Raw genomic sequence first — 16,180 nt, 5'->3', positions numbered from 1 at the left:
GGCGTGAACGTCAATCTGCTGCACGATCCCGCCCGCGCCGACCCGCTGTCGGGGGCGGCGGCGGTCAACAACACCTGGGTGGGCGGCGGGCCCGGGCGGGCCCCGCGCCCCCAGCCCCGGGGGGGGGCCCCCGGGGGGGCCCCCCCGCGGCCCGGGCGCCCCCCCGGGGGGGGGGGCGGGGGGCCGGCCCGGGGCCCCCGCGCACCCAGGTGTTGTTGACCGCCGCCGCCCCCGACAGCGGGTCGGCGCGGGCGGGATCGTGCAGCAGATTGACGTTCACGCCCGGATGCGCGGCGGCCACGCGCCAGCCGACGCCGGCGCCCCGGTGGCCCCAGCCGTGCGGGATGGCGACCACCCCGGCGCGGATGTCGTCGCTGATCTCCACGGGCGCGTCGATCGTGCCGACGGGTGACTCCACGGTCGCCGGATCGCCGTCGGCCAGACCGCGTTCGGCGGCGTCGGCCGGATGCATGAGGACGGTGCAGCGGTCGCGGCCCTTCACCATCGTTTCGATGTTGTGCAGCCAGGAGTTGTTGCTGCGCAGGTGACGTCGGCCGATGAGCTGCAGGTCGTAGCCGGGGACCGCGGTGGTGTCGGTGTCGTCGAGGACGGCGCGTACCCCGCTCAGGAAGTCCGGCGGCGCCAGGTTCACCTTGCGGTCCTTCGTGCCGATCAGTTCACGCAGCCGGGGCACCAGCGGGCCGAGGTCGACGCCGCCGGTGGTGGCGCGAAGACGGTTGACGGTCAATCCTTTCCGGCCTTTCCGCAGCACGCCGTAAGGGCCCGCCGCGATGGCCGCGGCGGTCAAGCGGAGCGGGCTGAGCTGATCGAACAGGCCGGTGAGTGCGCGGCCGGTGAACCGGCGCGCGGGCAGCGGTGTCAGTTCGGTGATCAGGCGGGCCAGGATCTGCCAGTCCTCGAGACCATCGGCGGGCGGGGTGAACACGGCGGCGTCGAAGCGGGCATTGTTGCGCACGCTGAACACCGGGAACAGCAGGTTGAGGTCCTCGCGTTCGAGCGGGGAGACCGGCGGCAGGATGATGTCGGCGTGGCGGGTGGTCTCGGTGACGTACATGTCGACCGCGACGTAGAAGTCCAGCGATTCCAGGGCGTCGTCGAGACGGCCACGCTGCGGGGTGGACAGGACGGGATTGCCCGCGTAGGTGATCATGGCCCTGATGCGGTCGGGTCCTTCGGTGAGGATGTCCTCGGCGAGCGCGGACACCGGCAGTTCACCGCGGAACGATTTACGGGTGCCGGATCGGTCGGTCCACGCGCCGTGGCCCATGGGCAGGTACCTGCCGTAGCGGGCGGCGTCGACGGGCGGGGTCGCGAACATCTGCCCGCCCGCGCGGTCGAGGTTGCCGGTGACGGCGTTGATCGTGTTCACCAGCCAGTGCGTGAGTGTCCCGGTGACCTGCAGGCACACGCCGATCCGCGCGTAGAGCACCGCCGACGGTGCGGCGGCGTGGTCGCGGGCCAGCGCGCGGATGGTGTCGGCGTCGACGCCGGCATGCGGCGCCATCCGTTCCGGGGTGGTCGTCTCGACCAGGCGCGCCAGCTCGTCGAACCCCGAACTCTGGTCGCGGACGGCCCGCTCGTCGCACAGGCCTTCGCCGATCAGCACGTGCAGCATGCCCAGCAGCAGGAACACATCGCCGCCGGGCCGGACCGCCACGTGCTGGTCGGCCAGGCGCGCGGTCTCGGTGCGGCGCGGATCGATGACCACGACGGTGCCGCCGCGACGACGCACCTCGCTGATGCGGGTGCGCGCGCCGGGCATGGTGGTGATCGAGCCGTTGGACACCGCGGGGTTGGCGCCCAGGATCACCAGCCGGTCGGTGCGGTCGATATCGGTGACCGGCATGAGGACATTGGCGCCGAACATCCGCCAGGCGACGAATTCCTGCGGGAACTGGTCGATGGACGAGGCGGTGAAGAAGTTGCGGGTGAGCAGGGCGATACGCAACGCCACGGCGTAGAGGACCGAGGAACTGTGCGCGGCCGGGTTGCCCATGTACATGCCGACGGCGCTGGGGCCGTGGGCCGCGCGGACCGCGCGCAGGCGCTGCCCGATCTCGCGGAAGGCCTCGTCCCAACCGATCGGTTCGAACGCGTCGCCGACCCGGCGGACCGGGGTGCGCAGCCGGTCCGGATCGTGGTGCAGGCCGCCCATGGCGGTCGCCTTCGGGCAGATGTAGCCCTTGGACAGCACGTCCTCGGGATTGCCTTCGATCCGGGTGACCCGCTCGCCCGCGACCGTCACCAGGATCCCGCAGTGCGCCTCGCACAGTGTGCACTGCCGGGCGATCGTCTTCGTGTCCACGCTGACCCCAATCCTTCGCCGAACCGCTCGTTCCACGCTAGCGCGACGCGCCCGCCCGGCAGATCCGTCCACGGTCGGAGATTCGCCCGATTTCCGGTGGCGGCGTGCGCGATTGACGTCCGGTCAGCCGGCGCCGAGTCGCCACAGGGAGGTGACCTCCGCGGCGCGGGCGGTGTGCAGGGGATCGGTGGTGTCGGTGGCGCGCGGATGCTGCGGCCGGGTGTCGATCCGGTCCACCACGCGCAGGCCGGCGGTCTCGATTGCGGTCAGCAGCTCGGCGCGGGTTCTGAGGTCGAGACGTTCGGCGAGGTCGGACAGGATGAGCCAGCCCTCACCGCCGGGCCGCAGGTGGGCGGCCAGACCGTCCAGGAACCCGCGCAGCATGCCGCTGTCCGGGTCGTAGACGCCCTGCTCCACGGTGGAGGTGGGGCGCGCGGGCAGCCAGGGCGGGTTGCAGACGACGAGGTCGGCGCGCCCGTGCGGGAACAGCGCCGGACCGGTGACCTCGACGCGATCGGTGAGGCGCAGCCGGTCGATGTTGTCGCGGGCGCAGGTCAGCGCGCGCGGGCTGATGTCGGTGGCCACCACCCGGGCGAGTCCGCGGCGCGCCAGGACCGCGGCGAGCACCCCGGTTCCGGTCCCGAGGTCGAACGCGGTGCCGTGCCGGGCGGTCGCGGGTAGCGGGGCGTGGGCGAGCAGGTCGACGTATTCGCCGCGGATCGGGGAGAACACGCCGTAGTGCGGGTGGATGCGGGTGCCGAGCGCGGGAATGTCGACGCCTTTCGCGCGCCACTGGTGCGCGCCGAGCACGCCGAGCAATTCGGTGAGCGCGATCGCCATGGGCGCGGTCGCGGGGCCGTAGGCCTCGGTGCAGGCCCGGTGTACCGCGGGGGCTCTGCGCAGGTTCAGGTGGAACTCGGCGTCCAGCACGATCAGCAGCCTGCCGAGCACGCGGGCCCGGTGTCCGCGGGCCCGGCGGTGCAGGTGGAAGGCCTGCGCGCCGTTCTCGCCCCGGGGTGCTGGTTTGCGGTCGATGCGACGACCGATCGCCTGCAGGAGCTGACGGGCGTTGTGGAAGTCGCCACGCCACAGCAGCGCGGTCCCCTCACAGGCCAGCCGGTAGGCGGTGTCTGCGGTCATGGCGTCGTCGGCGGGGACGACGCGGCGCGGCGGTGGGGTCGCGCTCTCGGAATGCCAGCGGGCCGAGTGCGCGATGTCGGTTTCGGTCCAATCGATGGTGGACACCAGGTACTCCTCGTGATCGAGCGTGCGGGGGCACGAAGAGCACTTCGACGGGGCGGGGGACGCCGGTAACCGGGTACCGGCGGTGTGTCAGAGCAGGGGGGACCGCCGTGCCCGCGTCGAAGCGCGAGCGGAGCGATCACCCAGAACCATGCCGGGAACCGTGGCACGTGTCATGCGATCAGCCTTCCACACCGACCCGCCCCCGCCGGACCCGCCCCCGTCACCACCGTTCCCGGAGGGCCGCCGCGATGGTCCGCAGGGCGTTGTCGTCGGTCATGCGCCAGTGGGTGGCTGCCACGGGCTGGTGGTGGATCGGACCGGTGACGGCGCCCGTCCACGAGGTGGCGCCCGCGGTGCCGGTCGGGTCGTCGTGGGCGGCGGTGAAATAGGTGAGGGCACCGTCGAATACGCGGGGACGGTAGGCGGCGTCGAGGGCCACCGAGGCGATCGCGGCGTCGACGATCCGGTCGAGCCGGGCCGGGTCGAGCGCGACCTGGGGCGCGGACCGTTCGCACAGCTCGCGGACCAGGTGACGCGCGTCGAGGGCATGCGCGGCGTCGGCGCCGGCGAAGCCGCCGAGCAGATCCGCGGCCGTGACGGCGCCGACGGTGTGGTCGCCCGCGGTCACGGTCAGCCGGGAGTCGAGCATGGCCAGCAACGCGACCTGCTCGCCTTCGTCCTGCAGCTGCACGGCCATGGCGTGGGCGATGACACCGCCCAGGGACCAGCCGAGCAGATGATAGGGCCCCTCGGCCTGCACTTCACGGATCTGCTTGACATAGAGCCGGGCCCAGTCCTCGATCGAATCCGGCAGCGGCGCCACGGAATCCAGGGCCGGTGATTGCAGGCCGTAGAGCGGACGGTCCGGGTCGAGGTGGGCGGCGAGCCCGCCGAAGGACCAGGCCACACCGCCGATCGGGTGCACACAGAACAGCGGTTCGCGGGTTCCCGCGGTCCGCAACGGCAGCAGCACGTCGAAGGCGGTGTCGGCGCGCTCGGCGGTCAGCGCCGCGACGATACCGGCGGGCGTCGGCGCGGTGAAGATCGCGGTGACCGGCACGGTCGTGCCGAGCGCCACGCCGAGCCGGGCCGCGAGCCGGGTGGCGCTGAGGGAGGTGCCGCCGAGTTCGAAGAAGTGGTCGTCGAGGCCGACCCGGTCCACGCGCAGGACGTCGGCGACGATGTCGCACACCGTCCGCTCGCGCTCGGTGCCGGGCGCCCGGTAGGTATGGGTGGCCAGGTCGGGCGCGGGCAGCGCGGCGCGGTCGAGTTTGCCGACCGAGGTCAACGGCACCGCGTCGAGTACGACGACGGTGGCGGGAACCATGTGCGCGGGCAGGACCCGCGCCGCGCGGTCGAGCAGCTCGGCGGCCACGAGCTCGTGGCCGGGCTCGGGCACGACATAGGAGACCAGGACCGTGGCGCCCGCCTGGTTCTCCCGGCCGACCGTGACCGCGAACCCGACATCGGCGTGCTCGGCGAGTACGGCGTCGATCTCGGCGGTTTCGATGCGGAAGCCGCGGATCTTGAGCTGGAAGTCGGTGCGTCCCCGGTATTCCAGCTCCCCGTGGGCGTTCCAGGCGGCCAGGTCGCCGGTGCGGTAGAGGCGGGTGCCCGCGCGGAACGGGTTGGCCACGAAGCGTTCCGCGGTGAGATCGGGTCGGTCGAGGTAGCCCGAGGCCAGCTGGGTCCCGGCCAGGTAGAGCTCACCGGGCACGCCCGCCGGGACCGGCCGCATCCGCGCGTCCAGGACATAGACCTGGCTGTTCCAGACCGGCCGCCCGATCGGGACGGTGTCGGTGTCGCTGTCGCTGACCCGGTGGTGGGTGATGGACACGGCGGCTTCGGTGGGCCCGTACACATTGAACAGGGCGGTGCCCGGCGCGGCGGCGGTGAACCGGCGCACCAGGGCGGGTGGCAGGGCTTCACCGATCGCCAGCACCCGGCGCACCGCGGCCGGGAACGGCACCGTGAGCAGGGCGTCGAGCATGGACGGCACCGCGTGCAGCGTGGTGACACCTTCGCGGCGCATCAGCTCGGCGAGGTACTGCGGGTCCCGGTGCCCGTCGGGTGCGGCGATCACCAGGCGGCCGCCGCAGACCGCGGTCGACCAGAATTCCCAGACCGACAGGTCGAAGCTCGCGGCGGTCTTCAGCAGCACGGCGTCCTGGGTGGTGAGGCCGAATTCCGTTGTCTTCCAGCGTAGTTGGTTGACGATCGCGGCATGGGGTACCGCGACACCCTTCGGGCGTCCGGTGGAGCCGGACGTGAAGATGACGTAGGCGGTGTTCGCGGCGCGTAGGGGCGCGACCCGGTCGAGATCGGTGAGCGGGTCGGGCCGGTAGCGCGTCAGGTCCAGCCGGTCGACGGTGAGGACCGCGTTGCCCGGCGCGGCGAACCCGGTCGCGGAGTCGGTGAGGACCAGCAGCGGCACGGCGGTGTCGAGGATGTGGGCGTGCCGGGACGCGGGGTGGTCGGGGTCGATCGGCACATACGCCCCGCCCGCGGCGGCGACCGCGTACATGGCCACCACCAGATCGGGGCCGCGGCGCATCGCCAGCGCGACCCGCGTCTCCGGGCCGACCCCGGCGGCGACGAGATGACGGGCCAGCCTGTTCACCCGCGCCGCGAGCTCGGCGAAGGTCCAGCGGGTGTCGTCGGCGACCAGGGCGAGCTGTTCGGGGCCGTCAGCGACGGTGTCGGTGAACACCGATGCGAGCGTGGCGCGCGAATCCCCCTGGTGGGCGGTGCGATTCCAGGTGTCGAGGATGGTGGTCCGCTCGGTGGGGGCGAGGACGTCGATGGTGTGGATCGGTGCGGTGGGATCGGCCGTCACGGCGGTGAGGAACCGGGTGAACCGGGCGAGGAAGCCGCGCACCGTCGCGGCGTCGAACAGGTCGGTGGCGAAGGTGCAGTGGCCGCTGATACCGGCGGGCGCGCCGTCGGTGTCGTAGCTGTCGGCCAGGATCAGGTGCAGGTCGAACTGGGACAGCGCGCGGTCCAGTTCCACCGACGACACCTCGATACCGGGCAGATCCATGCGCAGCCGGGCGAGGTTCTGGAACGACAGCCCCACCTGGAACAGCGGGTGCCTGGCCGTGGACCTGGCCGGGTTGAGTACCTCGACGAGTTGTTCGAACGGGACGTCGGCGTGGGCGAAGGCCCGCAGGTCGCTGTCGCGCTGCCGGGTCAGGTGCGCGCCGAAACCGGCGTCGTGGTCGACCCTGGTCCGGAAGACCAGGGTGTTGACGAACATGCCGATCAGGTCGTCGAGCGCGGGCTCGCCGCGGCCGGCGACCGGGGTGCCGATGGCGATGTCGGTGGTGCCCGCCAGCCGTGCCAGCACCACGGCCAGGGCGGTGTGGAGGGCCATGAACAGGGTGGCGCCGTAGGCGCGGGCGAGGTCGGCGAGCGCGGCGTGGGTGGTGGCGTCGAGCGTCAGCGGCACCCGGCCGCCGGCGTAGGTCTGGATCGCTGGACGCGGCCGATCCCGCGGCAGGTCGAGCTGGTCGGGCAGGCCGGCCAGCTCGCGGCGCCAGTAGGCGATCTGTTCGGCGGCCGTGGACGCGGGATCGGTGACCTCGCCGAGGAGCAGTCGCTGCCACAGCGCGTAGTCGGCGTACTGCACCGGCAGGGGTTCCCAGGTCGGCGCCGTGCCCTTGGCGCGGGCGGTGTAGGCGGTGACCAGGTCGCGGGTCAGCGGTCCGCCGGAGAAGCCGTCGCCGCTGATGTGGTGCACCGTCATCGCCAGCACGTGCTCGCCGGGTGCGACCCGGTAGAGGCAGGCGCGCACCGGCACCTCGCCGGTCACATCGAACACGGTCGAGACCAGCTGTGCCACCGCCGCGTCGGTGTCGGTGACGGTGTCCAGTCGCAGCGTCGGGACGTCGGGGTGGTCCGGTGGGAGGACCACCTGCGCGGGTGCCTCGTCGACGGCCGGGTACCTGGTGCGCAGGATCTCGTGGCGGGCCACGACATCCCCGAAGGCGCGGCGCAGCGCCTCGATGTCGAGCGCTCCGGTCAGGCGCAGCACGACCGGGATGTTGTACGCGGCGGTGCGCGTGTCGAATCGGTTCAGGAACCACATGCGCTGCTGGGCCGGGGAGAGCGGGACCCGGTCGGGGCGTGGCAGTGCGCGCAGGGCGGGGCGCCGATCGGCGCGGGTCAGGCGGGCGAGTTCGGCGGCACACGCGGCGACGGTGGGTGCGGCGAACAGGACCCGCACCGGCACCCGCAGGCCGGCAGCCGCGCCGAGGCGGGCGGTGAGACGGGTGGCGAGCAGGGAGTTTCCGCCGCGGTCGAAGAAGTTGTCGTCGGCGCCGACCCGGTCGACACCGAGCACGTCGGCGAACACCGCGGCGACGGTGCGTTCGAGCGCGGTCGCGGGTTCCCGGTAGGGGCGGGCGGTGAAACTCGGTGCGGGCAGCGCGGCGCGGTCGAGTTTGCCCGCACCGGAGAGCGGGATCCGGTCGAGCACGACGATCGCTGCCGGAACCAGGTGCGCGGGCAGCAGCGCCGCCGCCCACCCGGTGACGGCCACCGGATCGATGTCGCTGCCGGTCACATACGACACCAGGACGGTCTCCCCGGCGGGATTGCGCGCACCCACGGTGACGGCACCCCCGATCTGGGGATGGCGGGCCAGCACGGCGTCGACCTCGCCCGGTTCGATGCGGAAACCGCGGATCTTGATCTGGAAGTCGGTGCGCCCCAGGTATTCCAGCTCGGGGGAGTCGCCTGCCCGCACCCAGCGGACCTGGTCACCGGTGCGGTACAGCCGTTCGCCCGCGCTCCACGGATTCGCGACGAACCGTTCCGCGGTCGTGGCGGGTCGGCCGTGATAGCCACGGGCCAGGGCGGGCCCGGCCAGGTACAGCTCACCGGCGACGCCGACGGGCACCGGATGCAACCGGGTGTCGAGGACCACGGCTCGCACGCCGGGAACCGGGCGCCCGATCGTGACCTGTTGTCCCGCACGCAGACTGGCGTAGGTGGCGCCGATGGTGGCTTCGGTCGGGCCGTAGCCGTTGAGGAAGTAGCGGCCGGGCTGCCAGGCGGCCAGCAGGTCGGCGGTGCTCGCTTCACCGCCCGCGGACACGCACACCAGATCGGGCAGGGCCGTCGGATCGAGGGTGCCGAGGAGTGCGGGGGTGATGATCGTGTGCGTCACGCGTTCGGCGCGCAGCAGCTCGTCGAGGTCGGCGCCGCCGACGGTGTCCGGCGGCGCGATCACCAGGGTGGCACCCCGGTGGAAGGCGGTGCCGATCTCCTCGATGGATTGGTCGAAGCTGGGCGAGCACACGTGCAGCATCCGGTGGTCGTGGCGCAGCCCCATGAGGTTGGCCGAATGCGCGACCAGGGCGCCGAGTCCGGCGTGGGTGACGGCGACGCCCTTGGGCAGGCCGGTGGAGCCGGAGGTGTAGATGAGGTAGGCGGCGTGGTCGTGGCGGATCGAGGCACGCCGGTCGCGATTGCGCACCGGGGTGCAGGCCCGCGCGGCGACGCGGGCGCGCACCTCCGCGTCGTCGAGCAGCAGCCAGCGCGCGGTGCCCGCGTGCGCCGGTCGGCGCGTGGCGAGGCTGATGCCGTGGGTGGCGCCGGAGTCCTCGAGCATGTGCCGCACCCGGTCGGCGGGGTAGGTGGGGTCGACCGGCAGGTAGACGCCGCCGGCCTTCGCGACGGCCCAGAACGCCAGGATCGCCTCGTAGGAGCGGGGGATGGCGACGGCGACGACGGTTTCGGGCCCGACGCCCTCGGCGATGAGCACCCGCGCCAGGCGCGCGGAGTCCTCGTCGAGGGTGCCGTAGGTGAATTCGCGGCCGTTGTCGCGCACCGCGATTCGCTGCTGGCCGTAGCCGGTGCCGCGGACCAGGATCTCGGGCAGGGTGCCGGTGACCGGAGGAGCGGCGCCGTCACCGAGGTGCAGCAGTGCCGCGGCTTCGACGTGGTCGCTCAGGGGCAGATCCCCCACCGGGGTCGCAGGGTGTTCGGCGGCGGCGGTGAGGAGCCGGATCAGCCGCCGAAGCAGATCGGTCATCGTGTTGTCGTCGAATGATGTTCTGGCGTAGTCGATCTCGAGGGAATGCCGATCCTGGGGCGCGGTGATGACGAGGTCGCCGGGGGCGTCGATGGCGACCTGGGTGAACGCGGTGGCGTCCGCGACGCCGAGCAAGGTGGCCAGGTCGGGCAGGGAGGGGCCGACATGGGTGAGCGCCTCGCGCTCGACGTCGCGCGAGCGGGTGAGCAGCTCGTGGAACGGCGTCGCTGGGTCGACGCGGGTGCGCAACGGCAGCGGCCCGGGCGCCGTGATGACGATGTCGTCGCGGTCGGTGAGCCGGGCCAGCACGACAGCGGTGGCCGTGCGGACCAGCGTCGCCCAACTCGTGCCGGAGGACTCGGCCAGCGCCCGGCCGGCCTCGCGGGTGATCCGCGGCAGCGGCTGTCGTGCTCGTCCGCGACCCTCGCCGTCCGCGCGCTGCCCGGGCAGGGCGAGGCGGCCGGGCAGATCGGCCAAGGCGAGCCGCCAGTAGCGGGCGTGGCCGATCGGGTCGGCCACCGCGGCCAGACCGCGGATCGGATCCGTCGCGGGTGTGGCGATGAGCTGCTCGAGCGCGGTGCTGAGCCGGTCGGTGACGGCCTGCGCGGTCGCCTCGGCGACGAGATCGCGGCGGTACTTGATCTGCACCCGCGTCCCGGCGCCGAGGAACACCAGCACCGTGATCGGGTAGTGGGTGTGGTCGGCGCCGCGCAGGTCGTCGACCCGCAGGTCCTCGAGCGCGCCACTGGCTGCCCGCAGACCCTCGACATCGACCGGATAGGACTCGAAGGCCAGCATGGTGTCGAACAGTTCGCCGTGCCCGGCGACGCGCTGGATGGCGCCCAGTCCCAGATGGTGGTGGTCCAGCAGCGCGGCCTGCTCGGCCTGCACCGCGCGAACCAGCTCGCCCGCGGTGCCGTCGGTGACGCGCACCCGCACAGGAACGGCGTCGACGAACAGGCCGATCATCTCGCCCACGCCGTCGAGTTGCGGTGGGCGCCCGGAGATGGTGGCGCCGAAGACGATGTCGTCGCGGCCGGTGCTCGCGGCAACGACCAGTCCCCACGCGGTCTGGAACACGGTGTTCGGGGTGACCTCGGCGGCGGCGGCGAAACCGGTCAGCGCGGTGGTCGCGGCGGCGTCGAGGTCGAATTCGCACAGTCCGAACCCGGTGCCCGTCGCCGGCGGCCACCGCAATTCCGGTGCCAGCGCTGTCGGGCGCACGCCGGTGAGCGCCTGGGACCAGGCGTGCTCGGCGGCGGCGCGGTCCTGCCGGGTGAGCCAGGCCAGATAGTCGCGGTACGGGCGCACCGCGGGCAGCGTCGCCGCGTCACCATCGCTCGCGTACAGGACCAGCAGTTCCTTCATCAGCAGCGGCATCGACCAGCCGTCGAGCAGGATGTGGTGGCCGGTCAGGACGAGCAGGCTGCGCCCGGAACCGGTGCGGTACACCGTGAATCGCAGCAGCGGCGCGACCGTGGGATCGAAGACCGTGCGCTGATCGGCCGCCAGCAGCTCGGGCACGTCGCTGTCGGCGACCTCGGCCACCACCCGCACGGGTGCCGTCACGCCGTCGGCCACCACCTGCACCGGGATTCCCTCGGCGGTGCTGACGAAGGCCGCGCGCAGATTGGCGTGCCGGTCGAGCACCGTCTGCGCGGCCCGCCGCAGCCGGGTGAGGTCGAGCGCACCGGTCAGTTCGGCGACGAGCTGGATGACGTAGGCGTGCACCGATTCCTCGAGCAGTTCCCCCAGCGCCAGCAGCGAGTGCTGCAGCGGCGAGAGCGGCAGCACGTCCGACAGACCGGGACATGTGCGCCGCCAGCGGTCGAGGTCGTGCTGGGTCACCGGCACCAGGGCGACATCCGAGGGGGTCAGCCCACCCGCCGCCGGATCGGCCAGGTGCCCGGCCAGGGCGGTGAGCTGCGCGGTCCATTCCTCGGCGAGCTCACGGACGGCTGTTTCGTCGAGTATGCCGGTGGCGTAGCGGAATCCGGCTTCCAGGCGCGGACCCGACGCGGTGGTGACGGCGATGGCGTTGATGTCGAGGACGGTGTTCGCGGGCAGGTCGGGGTCGTAGTCGACGGCGATGTCGCCCAGCTCGCCGGTGGGCAGCCAGGCGTTGTCCGCGGTCTCGGCGCCGGTGCCGGCCCGGCCCAGATAGTTGAAGCCGATCTGCCCGATCTCGCCGGGCAGCTGGTTCGGCCGGTCTGGGTCGTGGCGCAGCAGTCCGAATCCGATGCCGTGGCCGGGCACCGCGAGTACCTGTTCCTTGACGGTGCGCATCGTCGCGGCCAGAGTCTCGGCGCTGCCGTCGGCCCCGATGCCGGACAGGTCGAGGACCAGCGGATAGACGCTGGTGAACCAGCCGACGGTGCGGGTCAGGTCCGCGCCGGGGACGACGTCGTCGACACGGCCGTGGCCCTCCAGCCGGATCCGGGTGGTGTCCGCGACGATCCCGCGGCGGGCCCGCCACCGGCGCACAGCGACCGCGAGCGCGGCCAGCAGGGCATGGTCGGGGCCGGCGCGGTAGGCGGCGGGCAGGCTCGTCAGCAGGGTCTCGCTCACCTCGACCGGGACCCGCACCGTCAGCGAGCGGGCGCTCGCCTCGGTGTCGCGCGTCCGGTCGAGGGCTCGGGCGCCCAGCAGCGGATCGGGGGTGTCCAGGACCCGCCGCCAATACGCGAGTTCGCCGGAGCGGTCGGTCTCGGCCAGGGTGTGCGCCCAGCGCCGGAACGAGGTCGCCACCGGGGGCAGGGTGATCGGTCGACCGGCGCGGTGGTGCGCCCAGGCGAGCACGAGGTCGGGCAGCAGGATCCGCCACGACACCCCGTCGATCGCGTAGTGGTGCACGGCCACGGCCAGCACATCCTGGGCCTCGCCGCGGCGCACCCAGGTGCAGGCCAGCATGCGACCGGCGGCCGGATCCAGGGTCGACAACGCGGCATCCATGGCGGCGCTGCCGATGCGGGTCAGTTCCGGGCCCGCGGCGCCGCCCGCGTCGAGTTCGGAGACGAGGTCGCCGGCGTCGACGGCCTCGGGCGCGAGCACGTCCCATCGCCACCGGTCACCGTCGTGGCGCAGGCGCGAACGCAGCATGTCGTGGTGGGACAGGACCGCGCCGAGCGCGGCGACGAGGCCCGCCCGGTCGATTTCCGGGGGCAGCGCGAGGACCATCGTCTGCGCGAAACGATCGCTCGACCCATTCACGAGGAATTCGGCGAGGACCGGGGTCACCGGCACCTCGCCGACACCACCGCCCGGCAATTCGGCGAGCACGGGCGCCGCGGCGCCACCGACGGTGGCGATCTCGGCCAGCCGCGCCACCGTGCGGTGTTCGAAGACATCCCTGGTCGTGAACACCAGACCCGCGGCCCGCGCGAGCGAGACCAGCTGGATGGACAGGATGCTGTCGCCACCGCGGGCGAAGAACGAGTCGTGCACCCCCACCTCGGCGACGCCGAGGACCCGGGTGAACAGGTCGGCCAGCAACGTCTCGGTGTCGCCGAGCGGTGCGCGGCCGCTGATCGTGGCGACGACCGGCTCCGGCAGCGCGCGACGATCGAGTTTGCCGTTGGTCGTCATGGGCAGGGCATCGAGCAGCACGACCGCCGACGGCACCAGCTGCGGCGGCAGGAGACCGGCGACGTAGTCGACCAGATCCGCCGGATCGGGTGAATCGCCATGGGCCGCCACAACATACGACACGAGAGTGATCGCACCGCTCGCGGCGGCGCGGCCCACGGTGGCCACCGCCGCGATGTCGGCCCTGGCGGCCAGCACGGCGTCGACCTCACCCGGCTCGATCCGGAAGCCACGCACCTTCACCTGGGTGTCGGCACGGCCCACATAGTCCAGCTCGCCGTCGCGCAGGCGCACGAGGTCGCCGGTGCGGTACATGCGGGCACCGGCCGCACCCCACGGATCGGCCAGGAAACGCGTCGCCGTCGTCCCGGGCTGCGCGCGATAGCCGCGCGCCACCGCGGGCCCGGCGAGATAGAGCTCGCCCGTGACGCCCGGCGGCACCGGATGGAGCCGCGCGTCCAGGACCATCGCGTGGGTGCCGGGGACCGGCCCGCCGATCGTCACCGCCGCGCCCGCGGTGAGCTCCGCGTAGGTCGAGATGATGGTGGTCTCGGTGGGGCCGTACCCGTTGAGGTAGAGGCGGCCGGGCTGCCAGCGGGCCAGCAGGTCGGGTGTGGTCACATCACCGCCCACCGACAGCACCCGCAGCGCGTCCAGGCCCGCCGGGTCCAGGGTGCCCAGCACCGCCGGGGTGATGATCGCGTGGGTCACCGCGGCCTCGGCCAGCAGCGCGGTGAGGTCGGGGCCACCGAGGATCTCGGCGGGCACCACCACCAGCGTCGCCCCGGTGGCGAACGCGCACAGCCACTCCAGGATCGAGGGATCGAAGCAGGGCGAACAGATGTGCAGGAACCGGTCCTCGGCGCCCACCCCGTAGCGACGCACCGCCTCCTCCAGCAGCGGGGCCAGCCCGGTATGGGTGACCGTCACGCCCTTGGGCACGCCGGTGGAGCCGGAGGTGTAGATGACATACGCCGGATGCGTCGGCCGCAGCGGAACGCGGCGGTCACCGTCGGTGACCGGGGTGGCGGGGAAGGCCGCGCACACCTGGTCGAATGCGGGATCGTCCAGGCACAACCAGTCCAGCTCGGCCGGTACGTGGTCGAGGTGGGCGATCGCGGTGAGACCGAGGACCGCGCCCGAATCGGCGACCACGTGCCGCAGCCGCGGCGCCGGATAGGCCGGATCGATCGGGACGTGCACGCCACCGGCCTTGGCGATCGCCATCGCGGCGATCACCATCTCCGCCGATCGCGGCAGGGCGACCGCGACCGCCACCTCCGGTCCCACGCCGCGCGCGATGAGCACGCGCGCCAACCGCGAGGTGCGCTCGTCCAGTTCGCCGTAGGTGAGGACCCGGTCGCCTTCGCGCAGCGCGATCCGCTCGCGGCCCCGGCTGACGCCGCGGGTCAACAGATCGGGGAACAGGGCGGCGGGTTCGTCCTCGCCGGGCCGGGCCGTGAGCGCGGCCGTTTCCCCTGCGCTGAGCATCGCGAGGTCACCGACGGGCGCGTGTGGTCGATCGAGCCCGCTCAGGAGTAGTCGCAACATCCGGTCGATCAGCACCGACACCGTAGCGCGGTCGAACAGCGCAGTGGCATAACCGAATTCGACGGCGGTGCCCGCAGTGCCGTTCGTCCGCACGGTGAGGACGAGATCGCAGTGCGCGGCATCCTCACTGGTGCGGCCCTCCGGCAGGATCATGACCCGGACCAGCGGCCGCGGCGCGTTCCAGTGCCCGCGCTCTACCTGCGCCACACCGTCCGCCGGGCAGACACGTTCGGCCGCGGCCATCTCGCGCACCACCGCGTCGAAAGGCCGCCCACCCGCGACGCGCACTCGCACGAGCCGGGTACCCGCGCCGGCGAAACCGATCGCGAGGTCCGTGCCGCCCGACACCCGGGCGAGGAGTACCGCGAACACGCTGTGCGCGATCGTCGCGGGATCGGTGTCGCGCGCCCGCGCGAATTCCGTGATCCGCGCGCACAATTCCGCACGCAGGGGGACAGCGACACGACCATCGGTCGTCACCGGCGTCCGCGGGCGCGGGCGATCGGTCGGCAGCGCGAGTTCCGGCACGTCGGTGAGCACGGTGCGCCAGTACGCGGCACGCGCGATCGGATCGGCACGCCGGGCCAGCCGGTCGAGCAGCTCCGCGACGGGCGCCTCCGGGGCGGCGACGAACGCGTCGAGCACGATCCGCAACCGCTCGGCCAGCGCGTCCGCGGTCACGGCGGTGAGACGGTCGCGCCGATACTGCAGACCCACCCGGATCCCGGCGCCCACCTCGACACCGACCGCGACCGGATAGTGGGTGGCGTTGGCCGCGACCACATCGACGATCTCGAGGCCGTCGAGCGCACCGTGCGCGCGTCGCATCCCCTCGTCGTCCACCGGATAGGACTCGAAGGCCAGCAGCGTGTCGAACAGCTCACCGGACCCCGCCGCGCGCTGGATCTCGGGCAACCCCAGGTGATGGCCGTCGAGCAGCGCGACCTGCTCGGACTGCACGCGCGCCATCAGCGTCCGCAGCGATGTCCCCGGCTCGACGCGGACCCGCACCGGGACGGTGTTGGCGAACAGGCCGACCATGGTGTCGACGCCGTCGAGCTGGGGCGGCCGACCCGACACCACCGCACCGAACACCACTTCCTCGGCACCGACCGCGCCGGCCAGCACCAGCCCCCACGCCGCCTGGAACAGCGTGTTGACCGTGAGTTCATGTGCCGCGGCGACAGTTCCGAGCACCTCGGCCTCGGCGGGCGACAGCTCGACCGTGGCCGTGCCGTGGCCCGGCTCCGGGTGCGTGGGGGGGGGGGGCGGGGGCCGCCCCCCCCCCGGGGGGGGGGGGGGGGCGCCGCCCCCCCCCCCCCCCCCCCCCCCCCCCCCCGGCCCCCCCCCCCCCCCCCCCCGGGAGGGGGCCCCCCCGCCCCCGGGGTGGGGGAAGAGGCCGCCGCGCCCAAAAAGAACGAGCGACACCCGGGGGA

3 protein-coding genes are annotated in these 16,180 nt (G+C 73.1%); all 3 read right to left on the bottom strand.

What is annotated here, in order from left to right:
* Positions 1–64: 64 nt before the first annotated feature.
* The gene (locus QH270_RS28740) at positions 65–2,326 is read right to left on the bottom strand and encodes a molybdopterin-dependent oxidoreductase (protein WP_280347240.1); all 2,262 of its coding nucleotides are present in this window, start codon (positions 2,324–2,326) and stop codon (positions 65–67) included.
* A gap of 123 nt (positions 2,327–2,449) precedes the next feature.
* Positions 2,450–3,571, bottom strand: coding sequence for a class I SAM-dependent methyltransferase (locus QH270_RS28735; RefSeq protein WP_280347238.1), 1,122 nt, complete (start codon positions 3,569–3,571; stop codon positions 2,450–2,452).
* A gap of 220 nt (positions 3,572–3,791) precedes the next feature.
* Entirely contained in the window at positions 3,792–16,172 is a 12,381-nt protein-coding gene (locus QH270_RS28730) for a non-ribosomal peptide synthetase (RefSeq protein ID WP_280347236.1), read from the bottom strand.
* Positions 16,173–16,180 lie beyond the last annotated feature (8 nt).

The organism is Nocardia neocaledoniensis (assembly GCF_029868625.1).
Classification (GTDB): domain Bacteria; phylum Actinomycetota; class Actinomycetes; order Mycobacteriales; family Mycobacteriaceae; genus Nocardia; species Nocardia neocaledoniensis_A.
Note: the sequence above shows the minus strand (reverse complement) of the source record. Positions and strands in the feature narration are given on the sequence as shown.